Here is a 26197-nt window from a genome sequence, read left to right on the forward strand (position 1 = left end):
CCTACTCCAGATTTTGAACCTGTTCGCGGAATTGGTCGATCACGACTTTCAATTCGATACCAGCAGCGGTTACAGCACTGGCATTGGATTTGGAACAGATCGTATTCGACTCCCGGTTAAATTCCTGTGCAAGAAAATCGAGCTTGCGCCCGACAGGACCGCCGGCGGCCAGAAGTTCCCGCGCGGCTGACACATGCGAGGTCAGCCGGTCAATCTCCTCGCGCAGATCCGCCTTGGTGGCCAGCAGTGCGGCTTCCGCATAAAGGCGCTCACGATCAAGACCTCCATTGCCATCGCCAATCAAGGCGATCTGCGCCTCCAGCCGCGCCCGGATGTGCTCCGCCTGACGGGAGGGATCGGCTTCGATCACAGACGTCAGTTGCTCGATCCGATCGATATGGGTGGAAAGCAGCGTGTAGAGCGATGCACCTTCCCTTTCGCGCATGGCTTTCAACGAAGCGACGGCCGCGGAGAATCCGTCGACGATATCGGCGTTTCGGGCAGCTTGCGCAGCTTCCGTTTCCTCCGGCTCGCGAAACTCAACGAGACCGCGCACGGACAGTAACGTATCGAAGCTGAGCGGCGCGTCGCTGACCGCATTTCCCAGTTCCTGCTTCAAGGCAAGGACCGCATCCAGTGCGTCACGGTTGACGACGGCCTCAAGCTTGGTCTCTGATGCAGAGACCGAGAGCCCGGCCTGAATGTTACCGCGCGACAGGCTTTTCGATGCGATGTCACGTAGCGCCGTCTCCAGTGCCTCCATGCCCGATGGCAGGCGCAGCCTTAGATCCAGCCCCTTGCCATTGACGGAGCGCAACTCCCAGGCCCAACGGTACCGTCCGGAAGAGCCTTCGCTGCGCGCGAAGCCCGTCATGGATTGCAATGTCATTCGAATGTCCCCCAGACGCTTGCGTGCGGCCACGCAGCCACAGCCAGCCCTCTATTAATTCGCCGGTTTCTCTGCCTGATTGCCGCCTGGCTGACCGTCGACAACGGTTTCGGAGTTTCCGCCGCTAGCAGCCTTTTCGGCTTCGATCTTTCTCCAGCGACGGACATTGGCGTTGTGCTCGTCCAGCGTCTTGGCAAAGACATGGCCGCCGGTGCCATCGGCTACAAAGTAGAGATCGTCTGTCCGCCAGGGATTGGCCGTTGCCTCAAGCGCTGCCCGACCGGGATTGGCGATCGGGTGCGGCGGCAGGCCGCGGATGATATAGGTGTTGAACGGCGTCTCTTTTTGCAGATCCGACTGATAGATCGGCCGGTCGGATGGTTTGCCCTCACCACCGAACAGACCGTAGATGATCGTCGGGTCGGATTGCAGACGCATGTTCTTCTTCATCCGGTTATAGAAGACGGAAGCAACATGGCCGCGCTCATCATCCTTGCCGGTTTCCTTTTCAACGATGGAAGCGAGTGTGACGAATTCCTCAACGGTCTTCAGCGGCAGGTCCGGGTCGCGCCGCTGCCACAGCATGTCGACGAGCTTTGTCTGCGCCGCGCGCATCTGGCGCACAATTTCTTCCCGCTTGGTGCCGCGGGTAAAGGGATAGGTGTCCGGCCGCAGGCTGCCTTCCGGTGGCAATTCGGTCGGAAGATCACCTTCGAGCACAGGGTCGGATTCAAGGCGCGCGAACATCTGTTTGACCGTCAGGCCTTCCGGGAAAGCAACTGTGTAGAGGATCGACTTCCCCGATTCCAGCAAGGACAGAATATCCTTCATCGATGCATGGGCCTTGATTTCATATTCGCCCGGCTTCGGCGTCTGACCGGCCTCCATGTAACGATCTGCCATCAGGCGGAAGATGCGCCCGTTGGAAATGGCGTCGCTTCGCTCCAGCGTGTTGGCGATTTCCGCCAGACCGGCGCCATTGCGCACCGTGATGGTCGTGTTGGTCGGGAGTGGGCCCGGCTCGTGAAACGAGTGGATCATGTAGTAGAAGCCAGCGATACCTACCACGGTGACGGCCACGATCAGCGTCATCAAAAAATTCAGGAAGATCACTGTCTGGCTGTGGGCCTTGCGCGAGCGCTTCGGCGGCTCAGGCACTTTTTCAGGTCTCAGAGCCTCGGTCGGCGATTTGGGAATGATCGGTCCACCCTTGCTCTCATAGGAGCTGTCGCGGTCGTAGGGCGGCTGATTGTTCTCTCTGTTATCGCTCACCGGCGGTCCTTTTCAGTTCGGCATTACAACGGCTTATTTGAGCAGGCAATGCGGCAAAAACAGGTTCGGCAGGCTATTCTGCACTCTCAACCGGTGGAGGGATCAAACACATCTTCGTTGACGAAGCGAGGTTCCTCCACCGTTCCAGTTCATCGAAAACGGACGCGCTCGCATCCTTGGTTTCGAAGAGCTGGCAGATCAGGCAATCCCGGCATCTCGCCGGGAAAGCTGAAAAACGTTCTGATCGATTCTTGGAAGGGCGGCAAGTGGCCGTCCCATGCTGACAGACTTAGAGCGTCAGTCCAGACACTCAGCCTTCGTAGCGGCGCAGGACCAGAGATGCATTCGTGCCGCCAAAGCCGAAGGAGTTCGAAAGCGCCACATTGACGTCGCGCTTGCGCGCCTTGTGCGGCACGAGATCGATCGCGGTCTCGACATCGGGATTATCGAGATTGAGCGTCGGCGGGACGATGTTGTCGCGGATGGCGAGCGTCGCGAAGATCGCTTCGATCGCGCCTGCTGCACCGAGAAGATGGCCTATCGCCGACTTGGTGGACGACATGGAAATCTTTGAGGCGGCGTCACCCACCAGACGCTCGACCGCGCCAAGCTCGATCGTGTCGGCCATGGTGGAGGTGCCGTGAGCATTGATGTAGTCGATGTCGGCTGGTGTCAGGCCGGCACGCTTGAGCGCCATGGCCATGCAGCGATAGGCACCTTCGCCATCCTCGGAGGGAGCGGTGATGTGGTATGCATCGCCGGAGAGACCATAGCCGACGACTTCGGCATAGATTTTGGCGCCACGTGCCTTGGCATGTTCCAGTTCTTCGAGAACAACAATGCCGGCGCCCTCGCCCATGACGAAACCGTCACGGTCACGGTCATAGGGGCGCGATGCCTTCTGCGGATCGTCATTGTGCTGGGTGGACAGCGCCTTGCAGGCGGCAAAGCCAGCGAGCGAAATACGGCAAACGGGCGATTCAGCACCACCTGCAACCATCACATCGGCGTCGCCAAGCGCGATCAGACGGGAAGCATCGCCAATCGCGTGCGCACCGGTGGAGCATGCCGTCACGACCGAATGGTTAGGGCCGCGCAGCTTGTGCCTGATGGACACCTGGCCGGAAACGAGATTGATCAGACGACCGGGAATGAAAAAGGGTGATACGCGGCGCGGGCCTTTATCGCGAAGCGTGTATCCTGCTTCCACGATGCCTTCGAGGCCACCGATGCCGGAGCCGATCAGCACACCGGTCATGATCTGGTCTTCGTCAGTTGCAGGATGCCAGTTGGCGTCGTTCAGCGCCATCTCGGCGGCGGCCATGCCATAGATGATGAAGGGGTCGACCTTGCGCTGTTCCTTCGGCTCCATCCAGTCATCGGCATTGAAGGTGCCATCGGTGCCGTCACCGACAGGAATGCGGCAGGCAATTTTCGCGGGCAGATCTTCGACTTCGAATTCCGTGACGAGACGGGCGCCATTCTGACCGGCCAAAAGCCGCTCCCAGGTCACTTCCGTTCCACAGCCAAGGGGAGATACCATGCCGGTACCCGTGATAACGACACGTCTCAAAGTCAATTGTGCGCCCTCATAGTCCAATCATAGGTGTTTGGTATATGTCATCTTGCGTGCGACAGGCTTCATCCAGCCCAAAGAGACCGCATGATAAAATATTGGCCCGGACAGGCCGGGCCACATCGGGAAGGCTTTTAGGCCTTCCCTTGATCCATTCAAAGATTAGGCCTGAGCCTTTTCGATGAACTTGACAGCGTCGCCAACAGTCAGGATCGAGTCAGCTGCGTCGTCTGGAATTTCAACGCCGAATTCTTCTTCGAACGCCATAACCAGTTCAACGGTGTCGAGCGAGTCAGCGCCCAGGTCGTCGATGAAGCTTGCGCCTTCAACGACTTTGTCGGCGTCAACGCCAAGATGATCAACTACAATTTTCTTTACGCGTTCTGCGATATCGCTCATGTCGGTTTCCTCGACCTTTACTTTGAAAGGAATGCCCCTTCAGGCACCCTGCCCTGTTAAAACCCCCAAGCGCCCCTTTAAGGCAGGCACCGTGGGCAAACCCGTTCAACCCGGTCAAGCTAACATCGTCGCAAGAAATCGCAACGGTCGCCTGTCACTCCGGGACGACTGTTCACAGTCTTCGCCCGCTTAACATGCTTTCCTGCGGGAAAAAAGCCTTAAAATAGCGCTAACACACGCGCTCTACAGGCAATTTTCTTTTCGATACATGTCAGAAGTCGAAGTGTGCAAGCGCCACCACAGCAAGATGCAAGGCGCTTTCACCTGTTGGATCGTCCAATCACCCCTCACGAAAATCACAGCGGATTTTCATGCAGGATGGATCAGATCATGGCCATGCCGCCATTTACATGCAGCGTCTGACCGGTCATGTAACCGGCCTCGTTGGAGGCAAGATAAAGCACGGCAGAAGCGATTTCAGCGCCCGTACCCATGCGCTTCATCGGGATCGCTCCCATGATGCCTTCCTTCTGCTTGTCGTTCAGCTTGCCGGTCATCGCGCTTTCGATGAAGCCCGGTGCCACGCAGTTGACGGTCACGTTGCGCACAGCGATTTCCTGCGCGAGCGACTTGGAAAAGCCGATCATGCCGGCCTTGGAGGCACAGTAATTCGTCTGGCCCGCATTGCCGGTGACGCCGACGATGGAGGTGATGTTGATGATGCGGCCGAAACGGCGGCGCATCATTGGGTGGGTCAGCTCACGTGTCAGGCGGAACATGGACGTCAGATTGACCTCTAGAACATTGTCCCAGTCTTCATCGCTCATGCGAACGAAAAGGCCATCCTTGGTGATGCCCGCATTGTTGACGAGGATGTCGACGCCTTCGAGTTCGGCTTCGGCCTTCTCGCCAAGCGCCTTTACCTCTGCGCGGTCAGCCAGGTTGGCCGGGAAAATCTTGACGCGCTCGCCGAGCTCTGAGCCCAATGCCTCCAGCTTTTCTACGCGGGTGCCGTGAAGGCCAACGGTTGCGCCCTGCGCGTGGAGCATACGGGCGATTTCTTCGCCGATGCCGCCGGTTGCGCCGGTAATGAGAGCCTTGCGGCCAGTCAGATCAAACATGCTGTTCGTCCTTTTATTTTTTCTCTTGAACTCAGCCGAGAAGCGTCTGAAGTGCGGCTTCGATATCCGCAGGGGAATTGACGGCAACGCCGTTGACGGTCTTGTCGATGCGGCGAGCGAGACCCGTCAGAACCTTGCCGGAGCCGATCTCGTAAAGTGTCGTCACATCATTTGCGGCAAACCACTCGACCGTTTCGCGCCAGCGAACCTGGCCTGTCACCTGATCGACCAGCAGGGCGGCAATCTCATCGGCATCCGACACGGGTGCTGCGCGCACATTGGCAACAACCGGAACGACCGGATCGTTCTTCTGGACAGAAGCCAGCGCCTCGCGCATCGCCTCTGCAGCAGGTGCCATCAGGGCCGAATGGAAGGGCGCGGAAACCGGCAGCATGATGGCGCGCTTGGCGCCCTTTTCAGACGCAAGGGCTGCTGCCTTTTCGACCGGTGCCTTCGCGCCGGAAATGACCAACTGACCGCCGCCATTGTCGTTGGCAATCTGGCAGACGCCCCCGGCGGCGGCTTCACGGCAAATATCCTCCACATCGCCATGCTCGAGGCCGATGATCGCCGCCATGGCGCCCTCACCTACGGGAACGGCAGCCTGCATGGCATTGCCGCGGATGCGCAGAAGACGGGCGGTATCGGCCAGCGAGAAGGTACCGGCTGCACAAAGCGCCGAATATTCGCCAAGCGAATGGCCCGCAACGTAGGATACTTTTTCAGCGAGCTTGAGGCCACGTGCTTCCAGGACGCGCATCACGGCGACAGAAACCGCCATCAGCGCCGGCTGTGCATTGGCGGTCAGCGTCAGCGTCTCTTCCGGACCATTCCACATGATGTCGGACAGTTTCTGGCCCAGCGCTTCATCGACTTCCTCGAAAACGGCGCGGGCTTCTGCAAAATTCTCCGCCAGATCCTTGCCCATGCCGACAGCCTGGCTGCCCTGGCCGGGAAATGTGAATGCGATAGCCATGGAATGCGGTCCTTCTTTTTGGGCCTGTTCTCGGGCCTTCCCTTCCATTGTGGGGCTTTCCATTCACATTCCGGCCCGCAAAGTCAAGGCTTTGCGCCGCTTGCGACGCCTTTGCCACCTGTTTCGCCGTCCTCTTCCACAGAGATTGAGACGGAATGTTTTTTCTTGCGCTGCGGCAATTCCGCATTACTTTCTGCCCACCTTCCAAGCAAAACGAGACATTTCCATGAAACAGAACACGTTGGGACGCACGGGCATTTCCGTGTCGGAAATCTGCCTTGGCACGATGACATGGGGCACGCAGAACACCGAGGCCGAGGCCCATGAGCAGATGGACTACGCGCTCGAGAACGGCGTGAATTTCTTCGACACAGCCGAGCTCTACCCGACGACACCAGTCTCTGCCGAAACGCAAGGGCGCACGGAAGACTATATCGGGACATGGTTCGAGAAGACCGGCAAGCGCAGCGACGTGGTTCTCGCCACCAAGGTTGCCGGCTCCGGCCGCGATTACATTCGCGGTGGGCGCGATATCGATGCGAGAGCCATTCGCGAAGCAGTCGACACCAGCCTCAATCGCCTGAAGACCGATTACATCGACCTCTACCAGATCCACTGGCCGAACCGCGGTACCTATCATTTCCGCGGGGCCTGGAGCTTCGACGCGTCCAAGCAGAACAAGGAAAAGACGCTCGAAGAATTCAACGAGAAGCTCGAAACACTCGGCGAGCTGGTAAAGGCCGGAAAGATCCGCGCCATCGGCGTTTCCAATGAAAGCGCCTGGGGCACGCAGAAATATATCGATATTGCCGAAGCAAAGGGGCTCCCGCGCGTCGCCTCCATTCAAAACGAGTACAATCTACTCTATCGCAGCTTCGACCTCGATTTGGCCGAAGTGGCCCACCACGAAGATGTCGGCCTGCTTGCCTATTCGCCGCTTGCAGGTGGCATCCTGACTGGCAAGTATCAGAACGGTGCACGCCCGGAAGGTTCGCGCGGCTCGATCAATCACGACATCGGCGGACGGCTTCAGCCTCTGCAGGAAGCGCCGGTGAAGGCCTATCTGGAACTGGCCTATGAGGCTGGTATCGATCCTGCCCAACTCGCGATTGCCTTTTGTCTGACGCGCCCCTTCATGGCGTCCGTCATTATCGGTGCAACGACGATGGAGCAGTTGAAGACGGATATCGCCGCGGCCGATGTCACGCTCTCCGACGAGGTGCTGAAGGGCATAGCCGATATCCATCGTCAGTACCCGATGGCAATCTGATCGAGGCCCTTAAGCCAGGCTTTTTCGGGCAGCGCGCTTGCATTCGCAGCAAAATTCAGTATAAGCGCGCTGTTCACAACACCCGGTCTTATGGCTGGTGGCTGAACGGAGGGCTGGTTTCGGTCTCGAAACAGCAGGAACCATAAGGTTTTTCCGGCCTCCCGTGTCTCCGCTCTCGACCGTCTCGAACAACGCTTTTCTTGCCTCCGGTTTTCCGATCAAGAGCAGTCGTTGAGGCTTAGCGCCGTTGCCGGGTGATGAATGAAACGCAAGAAAGGCAAAGCTTAAATGGCTCTTTACGAACACATCTTCCTTGCTCGGCAGGATATCACTGCCCAGCAGGTCGACGCACTTGTCGAACAGTACAAGGGCGTTATCGAATCGTTCGGCGGTAAAGTCGGACGCATCGAGAACTGGGGTCTGAAGTCCCTCACCTATCGCATCAAGAAGAACCGCAAGGCTCACTACGCTCTGATGGACATCGACGCTCCGGCGGCTGCTATCCACGAAATCGAGCGCCAGATGCGCATCAACGAAGACGTTCTTCGTTACATGACCATCGCTGTGGAAGCTCACGAAGAAGGCCCATCTGCCATGTTGCAGAAGCGCGACCGTGACGACCGCCCGCGCCGCGACGGCGACCGTCCTGACCGTGGCGACCGTGGTCCACGTGATGGCGCACCGCGCGAAGACCGTCCGCGCCGTCCGCGCGAAGACCGTGCATAAGGAGAAACAATAATGGCTGACGCATCCTCTTCCCAGGCACGCCGCCCCTTCCACCGCCGTCGCAAGACGTGCCCCTTCTCCGGCGCAAACGCTCCGAAGATCGACTACAAGGACGTTCGTCTCCTGCAGCGCTACATTTCCGAGCGCGGCAAGATCGTTCCTTCGCGCATCACCGCCGTTTCCCAGAAGAAGCAGCGCGAACTCGCTCAGGCGATCAAGCGTGCACGCTTCCTCGGCCTGCTGCCTTACGTCGTAGCGTAATTCAAGTTTCGAGGTCGCGGTTTCACGCGACCTCGTTCTCCCTCTCGAAGCAGCCGACTCTCAGTCAGCTTCTTCAAGAGCTCCAATTCCTTCCGCGTTGGGCGCGGATCGACTGACACCAAACCCCATGTTGGGGACGACGTTCAAACGAACGGTCCTCTAACTGCTAAGACAAGCAGGACAGCGACGTTGAGACAATTGAACCAGACAGTGCTGATCGCCGGCATTCTTGCCGGCATATGCGCCGCGTTTCTAACGCTTGGCGCAACGGCACAGTCGTCGATGTCCTTCCTCCTCTATGCGGCTTCCGCCATGCCGGTTCTCGTTGCCGGTCTCGGCTGGGGCAATGCCGCGGCCATCGTTGCCGTTCTCTCCGCAGGCTTCCTCGGCGCCCTTGCCGTCTCCCCGCTTTTTGCCGTGACAATCGCGATCTTTACGCTGATCCCGGCTGGCTGGCTGTCTCACCTCGCAAACCTCGCGCGGCCTGCCGCTGAAATCGGCGGCCCGGAAGACCTGATGGCCTGGTACCCGTTGTCCGGCATCGTTCTGCATCTGTGCGGCCTGATCACGGTCTCGGTCATCATTCTCGGCACGATGATCGGCTATGGTCCTGAACTCGTTTCGCAGATGGTCGACCTGATGATGGCGTCGGTCCAGGCAAGCGAATCGACCTTCAAGCCAGATCCGGCAGCCCTTTCGCAAACAAAGTCGCTTCTGGTTCTGATGCTGCCGATGATCCAGGGCGGCCTCTGGGTTATGCTTTTGTTTGCGGCTTACTATTTCGCAAGTCGCATGGTGCGCTCTTTCGGCAAGGGTCTTCGCCCACGCGAAGATATCGCAGCCGCACTTCGCATGCATCGCAACGCGATCTTCATTTTCCTTGGAGGCATCGTCCTGACCTTCTTTGGTGGTGTTCCCGCCATGGTCGGCGCGGTTCTCTGCGGCACATTCGGCGCGGGATTCATCATGGCGGGTTACGCCTCGCTGCATCACCGTTCCAAGGGCAAGGACTGGCGGCTGCCGGTTCTCATCCTCGCATACCTTTCAGCGATCTTCATGTTTCCGCTGTTCCTCATCCTCCTCCTGGGTCTCAGCGACGTGCGCAGCACGATCTCTCTGACACCTGCGCGGAGCTCCGATAAATCGAACGAAACCAACTCCAAATAAGAAAGGATCAAGAAGATGGAAGTCATTCTTCTCGAGCGTATCGCAAAGCTTGGCCAGATGGGCGAAACCGTAAAGGTTCGCGACGGCTACGCACGTAATTTCCTGCTGCCACAGGGCAAGGCACTGCGCGCCAACGCTGCCAACAAGACCCGTTTTGAAACCGAGCGCGCAACGCTCGAAGCCCGTAACCTCGAGCGCAAGTCCGAAGCCCAGAAGGTTGCCGACGCACTCGAAGGCAAGAGCTTCATCGTTGTTCGTTCCGCTGGCGAAACCGGTCAGCTCTACGGTTCTGTTGCTGCCCGTGACGTCGTTGAAATTCTCGGCGCTGAAGGCTTCAACGTTGGCCGTAACCAGGTCGAACTCAACACGCCGATCAAGACCATCGGTCTGCACAACGTCACGCTTCACCTGCACTCGGAAGTCGAGCTTCAGGTTGAACTGAACGTTGCCCGTTCGGCTGAAGAAGCTGAGCGTCAGGCCAAGGGTGAAAACCTCACCTCCGCTGACGCCATCTACGGCGTTGACGAAGATGCACTTCGTCCGGAAGACTTCTTCGATCCGGAAGCTGACCGCGACGGCGACGACGACTAATCTTAAGGCCTTTTGGCTCAAGGACAAAACCCCGGATGGCGACATCCGGGGTTTTTATTTGGGCGTTGCGAAATTTATTCGCCCGTGGCTTTCGCCGCTGTCGTCACTCTGGTCGGCATCCGTGACGGCAACGTCATGGCGATGACGCCAGCCAGAATACACACGAGCCCGATCATCGTGCTTACCTGCAGTTGCTCACCAAGGAAAACCACGCCGATCGCCACGCCTACGGGCACGCGCACATAGGCCTGCGCCGTCGTTCCGAGAGATCCAAGCGTGCGGACGAGGCGAAAATAGATGGTGAAAGCGAGCGCAGTGGAGAATATCGAGAGCCCGATCAGGGCCGCAATCGAACGCGTTGAGGGTGCAAGCTCCCATGGACGGTCTACCACCAAGCTCACCGGAATGAGAATGATTGCCCCGCAGATCAGCGAGGCAGCGGCGGGGATCATCGAATCGATACCTTTGAAATTCTTCCCGAAAATTGCCGCGCCTGCATAGAATGCAGTGGCAAGAATGACCGCCATTTGCGCCAGCACCACATCGCCGAGACCATTCAGCGCCTGAACGCCGATCATGACCACGGTTCCGATAAGACCGATCATGACGCCGAAGAGCTTCCGGCCATTCACCACCTCATGCCGGGTGATCATCGCCGTCAGCAGAAAGGTGAAGACCGGCGTCAGCGAGTTGAGAATGACGGCAAGCCCGGCATCGATGTAATGCTCTGCCCAGGCGATCAGCGTGAATGGAAGGACGCTGTTCAGCACCGCCTGGATGGCAAACATCTTCCACAGTGTTGGATCCTTTGGTAGCCGCAAGCCTCGCCAGAGAATGATGACGGTGAGGATGCTGCCGGCTATCGCGGTGCGAGCCGCAATCAGCGTCAGCGGCGGGATCGTCTCGATGCCGATCTTGATGAAAGTGTAGGAGCTGCCCCACAGGCACCCCAGCAACACAAGTAGGGCAAGTTCGGGCAGCAGCTTTTTGTCGGTCATTCTGTCAGTCTCTCTGTCGAAGCGATCCCTGTTTATAGAGTTGTGCTGCGATGGGAAGCTTCGGTATCGGCCGAACAATGGCCCCCTGACGAAGGCATACTCGGATGATAGTGTTTCTCCCATGACCGGTATCGCCTCCCCCAACACCATTGCCGCCATCGCCAACCTGATTGGCGATACCACGCGCGCAAACATGCTCTGCGCGCTTATGGGTGGGCAAGCGCTGACAGCGGGTGAGTTGTCCCGGGGTGCGGGTGTAACGCCGCAGACGGGCAGCGAACATCTGGCGAAAATGGTGGACGCCAATCTGCTGACGACGGTGAAACAGGGCCGCCATCGCTACTACCGGCTTGCGTCTGCGCAGGTTGCCCATGGTATCGATGCGCTGATGTCGATTGCCGCAGCCGGGCCGAAACGGCATCATCCCATCGGCCCGAAGGAAAAGGACATGCGGCTTGCCCGCAGTTGCTACGACCACATCGCAGGCCGGCTTGCGGTGGCAATGGCCGACAGTCTCAGCGGCAGGGGACACATTCTGCTTTCCGACGAAGGTGCGCTGGTAACGGAACAGGGCAAGGCCTTCCTGGTGGATTTCGGCATCGATCTCAACGATGGCACCCGGTCGAAGCGACCGCTTTGCCGCACGTGCCTGGACTGGAGCGAGAGACGGCACCACGTTGCGGGACACGTCGGTACTGCTCTTTTTCAGCGCACGCTCGATCTTGGCTGGGTAACGCGCCGGACCGATAGCCGCGCATTGAGGATCACGCCTGCTGGCGACAAAGGATTTCGAGACATCTTCTGCCTGCCCGCTGAGTGGCGGGAAGGCTGAGCGGACGCGACCAGATAACCAAGATAAAGCCCTCCAACTCTCGATTTGAGATGAAAGGCTTGAACGTGAAAGGCTTGCCTAAGACTACTTGGCCGCCGCTTGTTCAGCCACGGGCGCCTTGCTCGTATCGACGCGCACCACCACCGACAGTCCGGGAGACAGTTCCGTCGCGGCCGGCTGATTCGGATCGATCGACACGCGCACGCCGATTCTCTGCGCGATCTTGACGAAATTGCCCGTGGCATTGTCCGGCTTGATCACCGCAAATTCTGAACCCGCGGCGGGCGAGAAACGCTCGACCCTGCCCTTCAATTTGCGATGATGCAGCGCATCGACAGAAATCGAGACAGGCTGCCCGACTTCCATACCCGCAAGCTGGGTTTCCTTGAAGTTTGCAACGACCCAGACCTCGTGCGGCACGACCGCCATCAATTGGCTGCCAGCGGCGACATATTGGCCGACACGCGCGCCAACCTCGCCCAGTTCGCCATCACGTGGGGCCCTGATCTCGGTATTTTGCAGATCGATCCGGGCGAGTTCGACCGCGGCTTGGGCATTGGCGACGGCGGCCTGAAGCGAGCTTCGGTTGACGATGATGGTCTGTAAATCCTGACGCGCGACTTCGAGTGCTGCTTTGGCCTGCGACAGCCCGGCACGGGACTTTTCGAGATTGGCTTGCGCTTCTTCCTGAAGACTTGAAGTGCCGACACCGCTGCGGATCAGGTTGTCCTGACGGTCGGCAGCAAGCTGCGCCTGTTTCAAGGACGCTTCGGCACTATCCACCGCGGCCTGGCTGGACGCGATATTGGCGCGGGCAGCGTTTTCCTGCTGGCGGGAATTATCCGATGCTGCCGTCTGGCCGGCGAGTGTGGCCTCGGCCTGAGCGAGTCTTTGGCGGAAGATGCGGTCATCGATCTTGACCAGCAGGTCACCCTGCTTGACCTCCTGATAATCCTTGACCGGCACGTCCACGACGTAGCCGCTGACCTGTGGGCTCATCGTGGTGACGTAACCGCGCACATAGGCATTGTCGGTCATTTCGACATGGCTCGAAAAAGGTGGCAGGCGCCAGGCATAGAGAACCAGCGCGACCCCGGCGATGCCGCCGAGAAGAACGATAAGAGTAACGGGTGTGAAAATCTTTTTTAGCATTTTGGGGTCTCTGAAGGATCAGGATTGGGAAACGGCGGCGGCGCTCTCGCCGCCCGTCATCAATGGTTTGATACGCAGCCACGCCAGGTGAAGGAGCAGCATCACGAGAGCGGCGGCGGCGCAGACGGCGATCAGCAGGAATGTGTCGTTGTAAGCCAGGATATAGGCCTCTCTCGACACCTGCTGGGCAAGAAGGGTCACGCCCTCCGCTCGCAGAAGCGTCGGATCGGTCAGCACATGGCTGTAGGCGCCGGAAAGCTGGCTGATGCGCTGCGCGACCAGCGGATTTTGCAGAAGGATGCTTTCCACCAGGATGTTGGAGTGGAATTTTTCCCTCAGCGTCACGAAGGAGCCGAGTAGGCCTGTCGTCAGCATCGATCCGGTAATCTGGGTGAACAGGAAGATGGTGATGAAATTGACCAGATAGGGCGGGCCTTTCGCCAGTGCGGCACCAAAGCCCTTCGCCATCACCGGCGGCAGGAACATGGCAGCACCGAAGGCGATCATCGCCTGGCTCAGATACATTTGTTCGGGACGCGTCAGGTTCGTCGATGTGCTGTCCATGAAGGCGCCAACCGCTATACAGGACAGCGCGATAACGTGCGCAGTCTCGACATATTTCGTCAGCATCAGCAAAGCACAGGTGGCGCCGCCAAGGACAGTTGCCAGAATGATGAGACCGTAAAGGCCCGTGGTCTGGTCATTGAGGATGCCAAGCTGCTGATAGAGGCCGACAGCTGTTGAGGATTGTTCCGACGAGACGGCGCGATAGACCAGCAGGACTGCGATAAGATGCAGATTGGTGCGCGAGAAGATCCAGCGCAGATCGAGCATCGGGTTCTTGCGCGGCAATTCGATCATCGTCATCACGGTCAACAGGGTGATCGAAGTTGCGAGAAGCACACCGAGCCACCAGGTCTCGAACCACCAGTAAAAACGGCCAAGCGTCAAGAACACGGCAAGGCAGCCAAGCCCACCGGCAAACAGCAGGTAGCTCAAGATATCCAGGCGCTCTATGACCTTGACCCGGGGTGGTGCTGTCAATGGGAGAAGATAGATGATGGGCAGAACCGCAAGCGCTAAACCCACTTCCATGCTGTAGAGCGCGTGCCAGCCGTCAATCTCCAAGAGAGGTGGCGAGACGATACGGGCAAGGGGTGCTGCCAGAAGCGTTCCGGTCAGCGCGATGCTGAGGCCTAGAGTGAGCTTGCGCTGCACGGGGAAGGCTTCGAGAATGTAGAGAAAGCCGAGAGATGACAAAGGTGCGGCTGCCATGCCGCTGACGAAGCGGACGACGATGGCGGAGTGCAAATCCGTGACGAAGAGGTTGAGACAGGAGGCCAGGACGAAAGCGATGATGCTGATTTCCGCGAAGGGCCGCAGGCCATATTGCTGGCGCACCTTGAAGAGCGCAATCGAGAAGGTGGCATAAGGCGCCATATAGGCGGCCGACAGCCCTGCGACCTCTGCTACGGTGCCAGAAAACTCGCCCTGCAGCTGATACAGATTGGCCATGACGATGTTCATGCCCATGCCTTGGGTGATGAAGAAGGCAAGACCAGCGGCGATGTACATAAGCTTTTCGCGAAGCGGCTTTTCGGAAGGTTGAGCCGGCGGCACCGGTGCAGCCTCCTCCGGCGCAGGCGCTGTCGCTGCGGGCGAAGCGGCTTGCTCGCCTGCTTCAGCCAAAGGCGCGTCGCGCGTGCTCGTTATGGCAGTGCTCACGGCGTCACCTCTTCTTCCGAGAGTTTCTGTAGATTGCCCGTCAGGCGTCTCACCACGTTGAGCGCGACGCGGATCTCATCGGTCGAGATATCCAGCGCGATCTCGGCTCGCATGGCTTTTGCCTGTGCATCCACATCTTCGAATGTCTGCAGTCCGGCGGGTGTCATGTGAATTCGTTTCGCCCTCCGGTCGATCTCATCAGAACGCCGTTCGATGAGCTTTTGTTTCTCCATGGCATCCAATAGCCGCACGAGCGTCGGCGTTTCGATTTCCAACTCCTCAGCAAGCTCCTTTTGCGTCAACGAACCCCTCCTCGACAGCGCAAACAATGTCCGCGCGCGTGCCAGCGTCAAGCCTTTCTCAGCAACGCGGGCGTCGAAGAACGAGCGGAGCTTGCGATTGAAGGCCGCCATCTCATCGAAAAGCTGTTCTTTCTCAGTAATGCGGGACAACGTAATTAGACCTTATAATTAGGTAGCTACTTATTTTGGTCCTATCTATTTTGATCCTTGCTAAATTTCAAGTGTCTTTGGTGGATTGGAGACATGCTTTAAAATCATGGCGGAGGATGCGTGATTCGCTCGGCGCTTAAGACGTCAGCCGAATCATCCTGTGGATTAATGGGGACAACCCGTTATGTTGGGTCCCCCGCCTCTCTTTAGGTAAGGTGAGGTGCGAGTGTTGCCTTCAGGTCATTGACGGCCACGCCTCCAGGCTTCAAACCGGCAGGCTTGCAGAAGAGAAGATAAGGCTAAAGGGAGATCACGAGACCATGAATGACGCCGTGAGAAAGATCACCCCAGCGCCCGCCTCCGAACCGCTTTACCGCGAGGCGCCCAACAACATTGAGGCCGAGCAGGCGCTGCTGGGCGCCATCCTCGTCAACAACGACGCCTATTATCGCGTGTCGGACTTTTTGAAGCCGGTGCATCTTTATGAGCCCCTGCACCGCAAGATTTTCGAAGTGGCGGGCGATATCATCCGCATGGGAAAGACGGCCAACCCCGTCACCATCAAAACCTTCCTTCCAGCAGACGATAAGGTCGGCGACCTCACCGTTGCCCAATATCTTGCGCGTCTTGCTGCCGAAGCGGTTTCGATCATCAATGCCGAGGATTACGGCCGGGCGATCTATGACCTGGCGCTTCGCCGCGCGCTGATTCAAATCGGTGAGGATGTCGTCAACATCGCCTATGACGCGCCGCTCGACATGCCGCCGCAGGCGCAAATCGAAGACACCGAGCGCCGCCTTTTCGAACTTGCCGAAACCGGGCGCTATGATGGCGGCTTCCAGTCCTTCAACGATGCGGTGGCGCTCGCGATCGACATGGCCGGCGCTGCCTTCGAGCGCGACGGCAATCTGTCCGGTATTTCCACCGGCATCCATTCGCTCGATGCCCGCATGGGCGGCCTGCAGCGTTCGGACTTGATCGTGCTTGCCGGACGTCCAGGCATGGGCAAGACCTCGCTTGCCACCAACATCGCCTATAACATTGCAGCCGCCTACGAGCAGGAAGTGCAGCCGGACGGCACCTACAAGGCCAAGAATGGCGGCGTCGTCGGCTTCTACTCGCTCGAAATGTCGTCCGAACAGCTCGCAACCCGTATCATTTCGGAGCAGACGGAGGTCTCATCCTCGAAAATCCGCCGTGGTGACATCACCGAAGCCGATTTCGAAAAGCTCGTCGCCTGCAGCCAGATGATGCAAAAGGTACCGCTTTATATCGACCAGACCGGTGGTATCTCGATTGCGCAGCTTGCCGCGCGCGCGCGCCGCCTGAAGCGTCAGCGCGGTCTTGATGTTTTGGTGGTCGACTACGTTCAGCTGATGACCGGCTCTGGCAAGGGCGGCGAAAACCGCGTGCAGGAAATCACCCAGATCACCACCGGGCTGAAAGCGCTCGGCAAGGAACTTAACGTTCCGATCATCGCGCTCTCACAGCTCTCCCGTGCGGTGGAAAGCCGCGAAGACAAGCGCCCCCAGCTCTCCGACCTTCGTGAATCGGGCTCCATCGAGCAGGACGCCGACGTGGTGCTCTTCGTGTTCCGTGAGGAATACTATGTGAAGAACATGGAGCCGCGCGATCCCGCAGACCCGAAATATGCCGAGTGGGAATCGCTGTTCGACAAGGTCAAGGGCACGGCCGACGTCATCATCGCCAAGCAGCGTCACGGACCGACCGGTACGGTGAAGCTCGCCTTCCAGGCGGAATTCACCCGCTTTGCGGATCTCGCCGATCCATCCTTCAGCCAGTATGAAGAGCACTGATATCCCCCCGCCTTATGTGTCAGCAAAGATGAGGCGGAGTCTTTTCAAGAGGATAGCGGCGGCGGTTCAGAAACTGATTCCCCCGCCTCAACCGCTTTCAAGGCAATGATCTGATCCTGCGGCCGAATGGAGCTTTGGCGGTGGGTGATGGCAATAATCGTCAGATCCCCGTCCAGTTTGCGGAGCTGATCCATGATCTCACGCTCGGTTTCTTCATCGAGGGCCGAGCTCGCTTCGTCGAGAAGCAGGATTGACGGCGCGCCGTAGAGCGCGCGTGCAATCGCAATGCGCTGGCGCTCACCACCGGATAGTTTCAGTCCCCTCTCCCCGACAATCGTGTCGAAGCCATTCGCCATTCCTTCAATGCGCTTCAAGATGGCAGCTTGGTCCGCGACCTTGCGCAAGCGCTCTTCATCATGCGGGCGACCAAGAACGATATTGGTGCGAAGGCTGTCATTGAGGAGTTGAACCTCCTGCGGCACAATGCCGACCACCGCGTACCAACTGCTTTTGCCGACATCGCCTAGCTCCACACCATCAACGAGGATGCGCCCCTCCTGCGGCGTCATCGTCTTTTGCAGGAGCTTGAACAGGGTAGACTTACCGGAACCAGTTTCACCGGTAATGAAGGTCAGACGTTCCCGTGAGGCGGTGAAAGAAACGTTATTGACGCCACGGCCATTGTCGTAACGGAAGCCGACATTTTGAAGTTCGACGTTCTGTACGAGCGCAGGTGCAGGCTTGGCTCCTAGCTCCTCCCGCTCCTCCGGCGCCATCCACATACGGGCGCAGGGCATGAAGCGGGCAAGCGACCGCATGGCTTCGCTGACCGATTGCCCGATCATCTCAAAAGGCGTGTTGAGTTGAAGAAGTAACGTGTTGAACAGAACGATATCGCCGACGGAAATGAGGCCTTGCTGATAGCGCGGAAGGAGCAGCCAGAAGCTGAGGATAAGTTGAACGCAGAGCGCCAAAGCGATCGTTGAAACGAAAGCGATCCGTCGGAGCGAATAAAGCCGCCAGTTCTGGTAGATCGCTGTCGCATTGTCGCCGAAGCGTTGCTGCATCCATGCTGTGCTGCCAGTGTGCCGAAGAGGTTCGATCATATTCAACGCGTTGCCGACGAATGCAGCATTGTGCTGCCCGGCATCTATTGCCTGCTCCAGATAGCGATTGGTGAAGCGGTTGGAGGCAAGTGTCAGGCCGATGAAGAAGACGCCGTAACAAAGAACGATCAGAACCAGCTCCAGGCTGATCGCCGCGCCTAGCACGATGGTGCTGAACAGAAAATTGGCCAGTCCGGGCACGAAATAGATCAGGCCGATCTGCATCAAAATCGACGCAGCGGATGCGCCCTGCATCTGCGCCTGTTGGATTTCCGCCGGATTATGGTCGGTGAAAAAGACTGCTTGCTTGCGCGTGATTCTTTCGAAAAAGCGCGTCGTCGCCACCAGTTCCAGCCGTTCCGAATGGATCACAGCGAGATATTGCGTGCAGCGCTGAATACCGGTCGCAAGGGCTGTCAGGATCGCATAGAGGGAAAATGCCACGATCCACGGACCGGCCTCTTTGGGCACGTCATCGATGATGCGCGAAAACACATAGGGGCCGGATACTGACAACAACGCGCCTGTGAATATCGTAACGATCAGAACGACGATCGAACGCCAGGAAGTCCTCAGATCGTCTTGATATATCCGCAGCAAAGGCCGGAAGGCGATCTTGTAGTCTTTGAACAAAACGGTCCTCCCGCTTTTCACAAACTAGAAAGTCGTCGTTCCGGACATAGCGCCGTTGTTAGGCCTGCACAACCCTGGGGTCGCTGGACTACAGCCCAAGCGCGCGTAAAACCGCCACGGTTACCACACCCGCAGCTGCGGCAGGTAGAAGCGAAAGGCGGGTCGCAGCGAGCGCGGTGACAGCGCAGCCGATGGTTTCGGCAAGGCCGCTCGTCAATGCTGTTGGGGTGACGACGGCCATCAGGACTGCGGGCGGCACAGCGTTGAGCGCACGTTTGGCTCGATCCGTCATCTGGACATGGCGGATGAGAAGGAGACCGCCGAAGCGTGTTGCGAGTGTCGCGACGGCCATGGCGAGAATGGTCAGCAGCGTGTTGGCGTCGATGCTCATTGGGGCATCTCCTCCTCACCCTTGGCCAAGGCGGCAACGGCAAGTCCTGCGAGAGCACCGGCAGCGATATACCATGCGCCGGGTACGTATCTATGGGTGACGAAGGCGGCGGTCGCACTCGCCAGAAGAACGAAACCCGTTTGCCTGCCTTTCCAAAACCCCATCAGAAGCACGATGAAGACCGCCGGGAATGCAAAATCGAGGCCGATGACGGTCGTGTCGCCCATGACGGAGCCCAGCAGAGCGCCTGCCAGCGTTGACAGGTTCCAGACGACATAGATCGAGAGAGCAGCGGCGGCGAAAAATGCCGGACGGAGCGTGCTCGTCATGCTGCGAAATTCCGCCAACGCCCAGGATTCATCCGTCAGGACAGGCATGGCGAGCCAGCGCTGCCAGGGCTTGAAGCCCTCCATCTTCACGCCGATCGAAGCGCTCATCAATATGTGTCTGAGATTGACGAGGAGTGCCGCAAAACCGAGCGCTCCCCAGCTTGCCGGGTGGGTCCACAAGTCCATGGCGACGAATTGCGAACCGCCGGCGAAGACGAGGAGTGACATCAGGCAGGCTTCCAGCGGCGACAGACCTTTGCTGACGGCGATCGCGCCGAAGACAACGCCAATCGGCACCATGGCGATCAGCAGCGGGGACGCAGCTTTGAGGCCGGCGATCAATTCCTGGCGTCTCTCAGGTTTGGCTTTGCTTACCATGTCATTCTCCTTTTTCAGGAGATGCATCTAGGGAACAACGGGTCGGCCCGTATTGAACGAAAATGATCTGCCGGTCATGCCGCGCGGAATTGACCCGGCGTTACGCCCGTGCGGGCCTTGAAGTGGCGCGTAAAATGCGCCTGATCGGCAAAACCGCATTCGAGCGCAACCGAAGCCGGGCTTTCTCCCTGACGCAACAGGTGCCTTGCTCGGCGGATGCGGATATCGGTGAGATAGGCGTGCGGCGTGATGTGGAATTCGCGGCGAAAGGCGCGGATCAAATGCGCACGGCTGAGCCCCGCCATACCCGCCAATTCCTCAAGCCCGACATCCGTATCGAAGTTGTCGTTGAGATATTCACGCGCCTGATAGACCGCGGTTTTCTCGCGTGTCTGGACGGGCAAGATGATGGCGCTGCCGTGCCGGGAAAACAGTTCTGCCAGAACCGAGAACATGCCCTCATCTGCCTCCAGTGCCCCTGCCCCGTTTTCCAATCTGCGGTGGGCAATCTGAAAGGCCTGCGCCATCTTCGGGTCACGCGGCAGGAAACTTGGAAAGGATGGCGTGCCGTGAAAGGCGCGGCCCGTCATGTCTTCGATGACCTCAGACAAAAGCGCGATATCTGGATAGATCATGCGGTATCGATAACCGTCACCGCCGGGGGCACCGTCATGTATCTGGCCGGGATCGATCAGGTAGAGATGACCGGGGCCGGTGCGCTCCGTCGTTCCCTTGATGGTCGAAATCTGCGAACCGTTTTCGATGGCGCCGATGGAAAATGTATCATGCGCATGCGGCGAAAACTCATGCGTCAGAAACGTCGCCGTCATGCACTCCATGCCTTTGAAACGCTTGTCCCGCCAGAACCTGGTGGTTTCTGCGCGTGAAAGCGGCATGTGGTCGGTGGCCTGTTCCTGCGAAACATTGTGCATAGCTCGGGTTTAACCCAATCCGTCATGACCGTCTTGAACAAAAGTGATAGACCACGGCGACATTCAAAAGGTGCAGACCATGACAGACGACCTCGATGACAGCTTCTCCGAGATGGATGCGGATACATTCGAAAGCGCGCCACTTCGGCTGACCATAGACCTCGCCGCACTTGCAGATAACTTTCGCGACATGCAGCGCCGTTCCGGCAAGGCACGCGCCGCCGCCGTGGTCAAGGCGGATGCCTATGGCATGGGGATCGAGGATTGTGGCGCAACGCTCTATTACGCCGGCGCCCGGGATTTCTTCGTCGCCAGTGTGTCGGAGGGCGTGACGCTTCGTCCTCACGCGCCGGAAGCGCGCATTTTCGTTCTTTCCGGCATCTGGCCGGGCCAGGAGCGCGATGTCTTCGCCCATGATCTCGTGCCAGTCATTGCCTCTGAAGAGCAGCTCTCTTTCTGGACGAGCGCTCTGGCGGAGCGCGGTGATCATCCTTTTGCGCTGCATGTCGATACGGGTTTCAACCGGCTTGGGCTTCCACTCGAAGACGCGCTTTATCTCGCCGATGACCCGACACGTCCGGCAAGCTTCGACCCCGTGTTGGTCATGTCCCACCTTGCCAGCGCCGATACCCCCTCTTCGCCAATGAACAAGGCGCAGCTTGAATCATTCCGCAGAGTTAGCGCGGCTTTCGAAGGTATCGAATCAAGCCTTTCGGCCTCTGCAGGAATCTTCCTTGGCGCGGACTACCACTTCGATCTGACGCGTCCGGGTATCTCGCTTTACGGCGGCGAAGCCGTCAACGACATGAAGAACCCCATGCGCGCCGTCGCCAGGGCGGAGGCGCGGATCATCCAGATTCGTGAGGCCGGTAAAGGGCAGACGGTGAGTTATGGCGGCACCTATCAGTTGAAGCGTGCGAGCCGTTTGGCGATCGCGGCCGTAGGTTATGCCGATGGCTATTCGCGATCGCTCTCCGGCTCCGGCATTCCGCTGCGCGAGATGGGCCGCGGCGGCGCGGAAGGATTCATCAATGGCTATCGCGTTCCGGTTGCCGGTCGCATCACCATGGATCTCACCATTTTCGACGTCACCGACGTGCCGGAACGTGCCATTCGCGCAGGCGACTACATCGAGCTCTTCGGGCCGAATGTTCCAGTCGATGAAGTGGCGCGGGCTGCGGGCACGATCGGCTACGAGATGCTGACAAGCCTCGGGCTTCGGTACGAGCGGCAATATCTGATCGGCGACGAGTAAGATTTCCACCTCTTGGAAATCTCGAACGATCCGTGCTAGACGAGAACAAAACGGGATCGAAATTCTTCGCGACCCCGTTCGTTACTCTCTAGAGAAAAAGACTGACATTCATGGCCAAAGCCAAGACACAATTCGTCTGCCAGAACTGCGGCACGGTGCACACCCGTTGGGCGGGAAAATGCGAGGGCTGCGGCGAGTGGAACACCATCGTCGAAGAAGACCCGATGGGCGGAATTGGCAGCGGCCCCGGCAAGACGCCGAAGAAGGGCCGTCCCGTCACCCTCACCTCGCTTTCCGGTGAAATCGAGGAGGCACCGCGCATTCCGACCGGTATGAGCGAATTGGATCGTGCGACCGGCGGAGGCTTCGTGCGCGGATCGGCAGTTCTGATCGGTGGCGATCCGGGTATTGGTAAATCCACCCTTCTGATGCAGGCTGCGGCGGCACTCTCCCGGCAGGGTCATCGCGTTATCTATGTTTCTGGCGAAGAGGCCGTGGCGCAGGTGCGGCTGCGGGCGCAGCGCTTGGGAGCAGCCGAGACCGACGTCCTTCTAGCGGCGGAAACCAATGTCGAGGATATTCTGGCGACGATTTCCGAGGGAAAGCGGCCCGATCTCGTCATCATCGATTCCATTCAGACGCTGTGGAGCGACACCGCCGATTCCGCTCCTGGCACAGTGACGCAGGTGCGCACCGGCGTTCAGGCGATGATCCGCTTTGCCAAGCAGACGGGCGCCACCATGGTGCTGGTCGGCCATGTGACGAAGGAAGGCCAGATCGCAGGTCCGCGTGTGGTGGAGCACATGGTGGATGCCGTGCTCTATTTCGAGGGCGATCGTGGGCATCATTACCGCATCCTTCGTACCGTCAAGAACCGTTTCGGCCCGACCGATGAAATCGGCGTCTTCGAAATGTCGGATCGGGGTCTACGCGAGGTCTCCAATCCGTCGGAGCTTTTCCTTGGAGAGCGCAACGAAAAATCCCCGGGTGCAGCTGTTTTCGCCGGTATGGAAGGCACGCGGCCAGTGTTGGTGGAGGTTCAGGCCCTGGTGGCGGCCACCTCGCTCGGCACACCGCGACGTGCTGTGGTGGGGTGGGACTCCTCACGCCTTGCCATGATTCTTGCCGTGCTCGAGGCCCATTGCGGCGTGAAGCTTGGCCAGCACGATGTCTATCTCAACATCGCCGGTGGCTACCGGATTTCGGAGCCCGCAGCAGACATGGCGATTGCTTCTGCACTGGTTTCCTCGCTTGCCGGTCTTGCCCTGCCTGCCGATTGCGTCTATTTCGGCGAAATCAGCCTGTCGGGCGCAGTGCGGCCGGTTTCCCAAACGGCGCAGCGGTTGAAGGAAGCCGAGAAACTTGGATTTTCCACCGCATTTCTGCCTTCCGCGTCGGCAGAACTCCCGAAGGGCTCAAGGGGGCGCTGGACGGAGATTGAAAGCCTCCCCGATCTCGTGGCGCGCATTGCCGGCTCGGGCAACCGCTTCAGACAGGCTGAGGAAGACGAATAATGATCCTTTCGCTGGTTACCCGGCTAGTGTAAGAGGATCGCAAATTGGCACAGCGGCTCCCTGTTTGGGTGCTGCGACCTCCGGAGTTGGTAAATGCCCATTACGATTTTCGACGGTATCGTTCTTGCCGTTGTGCTTTTCTCCGCCGTTCTCGCCATGGTGCGCGGGTTCTCGCGTGAAATTCTGTCCATCGCAAGTTGGGTTGGCTCCGTTGCAGCTGCTTACTATCTCTACCCGCTGCTGCTTCCCTATGCGCGCAACTATACCGATGACGACAAGATCGCGATTGCCGGTTCGGCCGGTCTGGTCTTTCTCGTTGCGCTGATCATCATTTCCTTCATTACCTCGCGTGTCGCCGACTTCATCATCGACAGCCGCATTGGTGCGCTGGATCGCACACTCGGTTTTCTCTTCGGTGCAGCGCGCGGCCTGCTTCTGCTCGTCGTCGCGGTCGCCTTCTGGAACTGGCTGGTCGACGTCAGAACCCAGCCCGAATGGGTGACGCAGGCTAAGTCCAAGCCGTTCCTGGATGGCTTGGTCGGAAAGCTGGAGGCGGTTCTGCCGGATGATATCGAGCCGCAAATCCGCGCTCGCATTCTCGGCAAAAAGACAGAAACGACACCTGAGCAGGCGCCCGCGGAAGACTCACCGGCGACCACGGCACCGGTACCAGCGAATTGACGCGATAGCGCGCCTTGCAATAGATGCAAGGCGCGCTATTTGTGCTAGATACTTCGACATAGGCAGCAGACAGGCCAAACCGGCAAAGCAATTCGTCGGGGCGGTTTTTGTTTTTGGCAGTAAGCAAAGGCAAGCCAGATGAATGAGCCGCTTTCGCATTCCACCTTCAATGACATTATCGATGGCGATACGCTGCATGAGGAATGCGGTGTGTTCGGCATTCTCGGTCACGCGGATGCGGCGGCCCTGACGGCGCTCGGCCTGCATGCTCTCCAGCATCGCGGCCAGGAAGCGGCCGGTATCGTTTCCTTCGATGGCAAGCGCTTCCATCAGGAACGGCATATGGGTCTGGTGGGCGATCACTACACCAACCCAATGACACTTGCCCGCCTGCCCGGCTCGATCTCTATTGGTCACACCCGCTACTCCACCACCGGTGAAGTGGCGATGCGCAACGTGCAGCCGCTGTTCGCCGAATTGGAAGAAGGCGGTATCGCCATTGCCCATAACGGCAACTTCACCAACGGCCTGACGCTTCGCCGCCAGATCATCGCAACGGGTGCGATCTGCCAGTCCACCTCCGATACCGAAGTCGTGCTGCATCTCATTGCGCGCTCGCGCCACTCCTCCACCGCCGACCGTTTCATCGACGCGATCCGCCAGATGGAAGGCGGCTATTCGATGCTGGCGATGACCCGCACCAAGCTGATTGCCGCGCGCGATCCCACGGGCATTCGCCCACTCGTCATGGGCGACCTCGACGGCAAGCCGATCTTCTGTTCTGAGACCTGTGCGCTCGACATTATCGGCGCGAAATTCGTGCGCGACGTGGAAAACGGCGAAGTCATCATCTGCGAGATCCAGCCGGATGGATCGATCAGCATCGATGCGCGCAAGCCGAACAAGCCGCAACCTGAGCGCCTCTGCCTGTTCGAATATGTCTATTTCGCGCGTCCCGACTCGGTCGTCGGCGGTCGTAACGTCTACACGACGCGCAAGAACATGGGCATGAACCTCGCCAAGGAAGCGCCGCTTGAGGCCGACGTCGTCGTGCCGGTGCCGGATGGCGGCACGCCTGCAGCGCTTGGTTTTGCCCAGGAAAGCGGCATTCCGTTTGAATACGGGATCATCCGCAACCACTATGTCGGTCGTACCTTCATCGAGCCGACGCAGCAGATCCGCGCTTTTGGCGTGAAGCTTAAGCATTCGGCCAACCGGGCGATGATCGAGGGCAAGCGTGTCGTTCTGGTGGATGATTCCATCGTTCGCGGCACGACATCGGTCAAGATCGTGCAGATGATCCGCGAAGCGGGCGCCAAGGAAGTCCACATCCGCGTCGCCAGCCCGATGATATTTCATCCCGATTTCTACGGTATCGACACGCCGGATGCCGACAAGCTTCTCGCCAACCAGTGTGCTGACGTGGATGCGATGGCGAAATATATCGGTGCGGACTCGCTCGCCTTCCTATCGATCAACGGACTTTATCGTGCTGTTGGCGGCGAAGACCGTAACCCTGCCCGTCCGCAGTTCACCGACCATTACTTCACCGGTGAATATCCGACCCGACTACTGGACAAGAACGGCGAGTCGATGGGCAGCAAGATTTCCATGCTCGCCAGCAACGGCTGATCGCTTCAAGCCCGCATCGAAACTGCGGGCTTTTCTTTGCGGCCACCTGCGACCTTGAAGTCGCTTGCCGGACATGTCCTGCCTCAGTAAGAGAGGGCGGACGACCGAACGACATTCAGGGG

The 26197-nt window shown here is 58.8% G+C and carries 25 protein-coding genes; 11 read left to right on the forward strand and 14 right to left on the reverse strand.

What is annotated here, in order from left to right; translation table 11 throughout:
• Nucleotide 1 precedes the first annotated feature (1 nt).
• The 6 genes from EYC79_RS15390 to fabD form a co-directional block, all read right to left on the reverse strand.
• Nucleotides 2–889, reverse strand: a complete 888-nt coding sequence (locus EYC79_RS15390; RefSeq protein WP_130978532.1) for a YicC/YloC family endoribonuclease — start codon at nucleotides 887–889, stop codon at nucleotides 2–4.
• Between the two features lie 54 nt (nucleotides 890–943).
• On the reverse strand, nucleotides 944–2161 hold the full coding sequence (gene mltG, locus EYC79_RS15395; RefSeq protein ID WP_062425621.1) for an endolytic transglycosylase MltG: 1218 nt from the start codon (nucleotides 2159–2161) through the stop codon (nucleotides 944–946).
• 310 nt (nucleotides 2162–2471) lie between these two features.
• Nucleotides 2472–3734 carry a beta-ketoacyl-ACP synthase II gene (fabF, locus tag EYC79_RS15400; RefSeq protein WP_130978617.1) on the reverse strand — a complete coding sequence of 421 codons (1263 nt, stop codon included), beginning with the start codon at nucleotides 3732–3734 and terminating at the stop codon, nucleotides 2472–2474.
• Nucleotides 3735–3899: 165 nt separating this feature from the next.
• Complete coding sequence (locus EYC79_RS15405; RefSeq protein WP_027675866.1) at nucleotides 3900–4136, reverse strand: acyl carrier protein; 237 nt, start codon at nucleotides 4134–4136, stop codon at nucleotides 3900–3902.
• A 383-nt stretch (nucleotides 4137–4519) separates the two neighbouring features.
• Complete coding sequence (fabG, locus tag EYC79_RS15410; protein WP_130978533.1) at nucleotides 4520–5257, reverse strand: 3-oxoacyl-[acyl-carrier-protein] reductase; 738 nt, start codon at nucleotides 5255–5257, stop codon at nucleotides 4520–4522.
• A gap of 31 nt (nucleotides 5258–5288) precedes the next feature.
• Complete coding sequence (gene fabD / locus EYC79_RS15415; protein ID WP_130978534.1) at nucleotides 5289–6233, reverse strand: ACP S-malonyltransferase; 945 nt, start codon at nucleotides 6231–6233, stop codon at nucleotides 5289–5291.
• Nucleotides 6234–6459: 226 nt separating this feature from the next.
• On the opposite strand from fabD, the gene EYC79_RS15420 reads away from it, so the two are divergent.
• The 5 genes from EYC79_RS15420 to rplI all read left to right on the forward strand — a co-directional run bounded on the left by EYC79_RS15420 (nucleotide 6460) and on the right by rplI (nucleotide 10248).
• Nucleotides 6460–7503 carry an aldo/keto reductase gene (locus tag EYC79_RS15420; RefSeq protein WP_130978535.1) on the forward strand — a complete coding sequence of 348 codons (1044 nt, stop codon included), beginning with the start codon at nucleotides 6460–6462 and terminating at the stop codon, nucleotides 7501–7503.
• A gap of 288 nt (nucleotides 7504–7791) precedes the next feature.
• A complete protein-coding gene (rpsF, locus tag EYC79_RS15430; protein ID WP_062425625.1) occupies nucleotides 7792–8229 on the forward strand; it encodes a 30S ribosomal protein S6 in 438 nt (145 codons plus the stop codon).
• A gap of 12 nt (nucleotides 8230–8241) precedes the next feature.
• Nucleotides 8242–8490 (forward strand): 30S ribosomal protein S18, encoded by a 249-nt coding sequence (gene rpsR / locus EYC79_RS15435; protein WP_003502063.1) that lies wholly within the window; start codon nucleotides 8242–8244, stop codon nucleotides 8488–8490.
• Nucleotides 8491–8679: 189 nt separating this feature from the next.
• Entirely contained in the window at nucleotides 8680–9657 is a 978-nt protein-coding gene (locus EYC79_RS15440) for a DUF2232 domain-containing protein (protein WP_113265971.1), read from the forward strand.
• 15 nt (nucleotides 9658–9672) lie between these two features.
• Nucleotides 9673–10248, forward strand: a complete 576-nt coding sequence (rplI, locus tag EYC79_RS15445) for a 50S ribosomal protein L9 (RefSeq protein ID WP_062425627.1) — start codon at nucleotides 9673–9675, stop codon at nucleotides 10246–10248.
• Between the two features lie 74 nt (nucleotides 10249–10322).
• On the opposite strand, the gene EYC79_RS15450 is transcribed toward rplI, so the two are convergent.
• The gene (locus tag EYC79_RS15450; protein ID WP_130978536.1) at nucleotides 10323–11246 is read right to left on the reverse strand and encodes a DMT family transporter; all 924 of its coding nucleotides are present in this window, start codon (nucleotides 11244–11246) and stop codon (nucleotides 10323–10325) included.
• Between the two features lie 121 nt (nucleotides 11247–11367).
• Here EYC79_RS15450 and EYC79_RS15455 point away from each other — a divergent pair, with 121 nt between their 5' ends.
• A complete protein-coding gene (locus tag EYC79_RS15455; RefSeq protein WP_130978537.1) occupies nucleotides 11368–12078 on the forward strand; it encodes an ArsR/SmtB family transcription factor in 711 nt (236 codons plus the stop codon).
• An 84-nt stretch (nucleotides 12079–12162) separates the two neighbouring features.
• On the opposite strand, the gene EYC79_RS15460 is transcribed toward EYC79_RS15455, so the two are convergent.
• Genes EYC79_RS15460 through EYC79_RS15470 form a run of 3 tightly spaced genes read right to left on the reverse strand, consistent with a single transcriptional unit; the run spans nucleotide 12163 to nucleotide 15407 of the window.
• A complete protein-coding gene (locus tag EYC79_RS15460; RefSeq protein ID WP_113179444.1) occupies nucleotides 12163–13230 on the reverse strand; it encodes an HlyD family secretion protein in 1068 nt (355 codons plus the stop codon).
• 18 nt (nucleotides 13231–13248) lie between these two features.
• Nucleotides 13249–14955 carry an MFS transporter gene (locus EYC79_RS15465; protein ID WP_418122958.1) on the reverse strand — a complete coding sequence of 569 codons (1707 nt, stop codon included), beginning with the start codon at nucleotides 14953–14955 and terminating at the stop codon, nucleotides 13249–13251.
• On the reverse strand, nucleotides 14952–15407 hold the full coding sequence (locus EYC79_RS15470) for a MarR family winged helix-turn-helix transcriptional regulator (RefSeq protein ID WP_062437939.1): 456 nt from the start codon (nucleotides 15405–15407) through the stop codon (nucleotides 14952–14954). Before EYC79_RS15470 ends, EYC79_RS15465 begins: the two co-directional genes overlap by 4 nt.
• 320 nt (nucleotides 15408–15727) lie before the next feature.
• Between EYC79_RS15470 and EYC79_RS15475 the strand changes: the two genes are divergently transcribed.
• A complete protein-coding gene (locus EYC79_RS15475) occupies nucleotides 15728–17224 on the forward strand; it encodes a replicative DNA helicase (RefSeq protein ID WP_130978538.1) in 1497 nt (498 codons plus the stop codon).
• 44 nt (nucleotides 17225–17268) lie between these two features.
• On the opposite strand, the gene EYC79_RS15480 is transcribed toward EYC79_RS15475, so the two are convergent.
• The 4 genes from EYC79_RS15480 to EYC79_RS15495 form a co-directional block, all read right to left on the reverse strand.
• Nucleotides 17269–18963, reverse strand: coding sequence for an ABC transporter ATP-binding protein (locus EYC79_RS15480; protein ID WP_130978539.1), 1695 nt, complete (start codon nucleotides 18961–18963; stop codon nucleotides 17269–17271).
• Nucleotides 18964–19051: 88 nt separating this feature from the next.
• Nucleotides 19052–19354: an AzlD family protein gene (locus EYC79_RS15485; RefSeq protein WP_062598238.1), complete on the reverse strand. Its 303-nt coding sequence runs from the start codon at nucleotides 19352–19354 to the stop codon at nucleotides 19052–19054.
• Nucleotides 19351–20061 carry an AzlC family ABC transporter permease gene (locus tag EYC79_RS15490; RefSeq protein ID WP_130978540.1) on the reverse strand — a complete coding sequence of 237 codons (711 nt, stop codon included), beginning with the start codon at nucleotides 20059–20061 and terminating at the stop codon, nucleotides 19351–19353. Before EYC79_RS15490 ends, EYC79_RS15485 begins: the two co-directional genes overlap by 4 nt.
• 74 nt (nucleotides 20062–20135) lie before the next feature.
• Nucleotides 20136–20993: an AraC family transcriptional regulator gene (locus EYC79_RS15495; RefSeq protein ID WP_165457045.1), complete on the reverse strand. Its 858-nt coding sequence runs from the start codon at nucleotides 20991–20993 to the stop codon at nucleotides 20136–20138.
• Nucleotides 20994–21072: 79 nt separating this feature from the next.
• Here EYC79_RS15495 and alr point away from each other — a divergent pair, with 79 nt between their 5' ends.
• The 4 genes from alr (at nucleotide 21073) to purF (ending at nucleotide 26075) form a co-directional block, all read left to right on the forward strand.
• Complete coding sequence (gene alr / locus EYC79_RS15500) at nucleotides 21073–22248, forward strand: alanine racemase (protein WP_130978541.1); 1176 nt, start codon at nucleotides 21073–21075, stop codon at nucleotides 22246–22248.
• Nucleotides 22249–22358: 110 nt separating this feature from the next.
• Entirely contained in the window at nucleotides 22359–23762 is a 1404-nt protein-coding gene (radA, locus tag EYC79_RS15505; protein ID WP_130978542.1) for a DNA repair protein RadA, read from the forward strand.
• A gap of 93 nt (nucleotides 23763–23855) precedes the next feature.
• Nucleotides 23856–24443 carry a CvpA family protein gene (locus EYC79_RS15510; protein ID WP_130978543.1) on the forward strand — a complete coding sequence of 196 codons (588 nt, stop codon included), beginning with the start codon at nucleotides 23856–23858 and terminating at the stop codon, nucleotides 24441–24443.
• A gap of 138 nt (nucleotides 24444–24581) precedes the next feature.
• Nucleotides 24582–26075: an amidophosphoribosyltransferase gene (purF, locus tag EYC79_RS15515; protein ID WP_062425637.1), complete on the forward strand. Its 1494-nt coding sequence runs from the start codon at nucleotides 24582–24584 to the stop codon at nucleotides 26073–26075.
• The last annotated feature ends 122 nt before the right edge of the window (nucleotides 26076–26197 follow it).

The sequence above is a fragment of the Agrobacterium cavarae genome (assembly GCF_004310285.1).
GTDB classification, from domain to species: domain Bacteria; phylum Pseudomonadota; class Alphaproteobacteria; order Rhizobiales; family Rhizobiaceae; genus Agrobacterium; species Agrobacterium cavarae.

Bases quoted from the DNA above. Each gene is read 5' to 3' on its own strand.
- EYC79_RS15405 (WP_027675866.1), bottom strand. From the start codon at position 4,136: ATGAGCGATATCGCAGAACGCGTAAAGAAAATTGTAGTTGATCATCTT.
- EYC79_RS15450 (WP_130978536.1), bottom strand. From the start codon at position 11,246: ATGACCGACAAAAAGCTGCTGCCCGAACTTGCCCTACTTGTGTTGCTG.
- EYC79_RS15390 (WP_130978532.1), bottom strand. From the start codon at position 889: ATGACATTGCAATCCATGACGGGCTTCGCGCGCAGCGAAGGCTCTTCC.
- fabG (WP_130978533.1), bottom strand. From the start codon at position 5,257: ATGTTTGATCTGACTGGCCGCAAGGCTCTCATTACCGGCGCAACCGGC.
- EYC79_RS15455 (WP_130978537.1), top strand. From the start codon at position 11,368: ATGACCGGTATCGCCTCCCCCAACACCATTGCCGCCATCGCCAACCTG.
- fabD (WP_130978534.1), bottom strand. From the start codon at position 6,233: ATGGCTATCGCATTCACATTTCCCGGCCAGGGCAGCCAGGCTGTCGGC.
- purF (WP_062425637.1), top strand. From the start codon at position 24,582: ATGAATGAGCCGCTTTCGCATTCCACCTTCAATGACATTATCGATGGC.
- EYC79_RS15420 (WP_130978535.1), top strand. From the start codon at position 6,460: ATGAAACAGAACACGTTGGGACGCACGGGCATTTCCGTGTCGGAAATC.
- EYC79_RS15495 (WP_165457045.1), bottom strand. From the start codon at position 20,993: ATGCACAATGTTTCGCAGGAACAGGCCACCGACCACATGCCGCTTTCA.
- rplI (WP_062425627.1), top strand. From the start codon at position 9,673: ATGGAAGTCATTCTTCTCGAGCGTATCGCAAAGCTTGGCCAGATGGGC.
- rpsR (WP_003502063.1), top strand. From the start codon at position 8,242: ATGGCTGACGCATCCTCTTCCCAGGCACGCCGCCCCTTCCACCGCCGT.
- radA (WP_130978542.1), top strand. From the start codon at position 22,359: ATGGCCAAAGCCAAGACACAATTCGTCTGCCAGAACTGCGGCACGGTG.
- EYC79_RS15510 (WP_130978543.1), top strand. From the start codon at position 23,856: ATGCCCATTACGATTTTCGACGGTATCGTTCTTGCCGTTGTGCTTTTC.
- alr (WP_130978541.1), top strand. From the start codon at position 21,073: ATGACAGACGACCTCGATGACAGCTTCTCCGAGATGGATGCGGATACA.
- EYC79_RS15460 (WP_113179444.1), bottom strand. From the start codon at position 13,230: ATGCTAAAAAAGATTTTCACACCCGTTACTCTTATCGTTCTTCTCGGC.
- EYC79_RS15475 (WP_130978538.1), top strand. From the start codon at position 15,728: ATGAATGACGCCGTGAGAAAGATCACCCCAGCGCCCGCCTCCGAACCG.
- EYC79_RS15490 (WP_130978540.1), bottom strand. From the start codon at position 20,061: ATGGTAAGCAAAGCCAAACCTGAGAGACGCCAGGAATTGATCGCCGGC.
- EYC79_RS15485 (WP_062598238.1), bottom strand. From the start codon at position 19,354: ATGAGCATCGACGCCAACACGCTGCTGACCATTCTCGCCATGGCCGTC.
- rpsF (WP_062425625.1), top strand. From the start codon at position 7,792: ATGGCTCTTTACGAACACATCTTCCTTGCTCGGCAGGATATCACTGCC.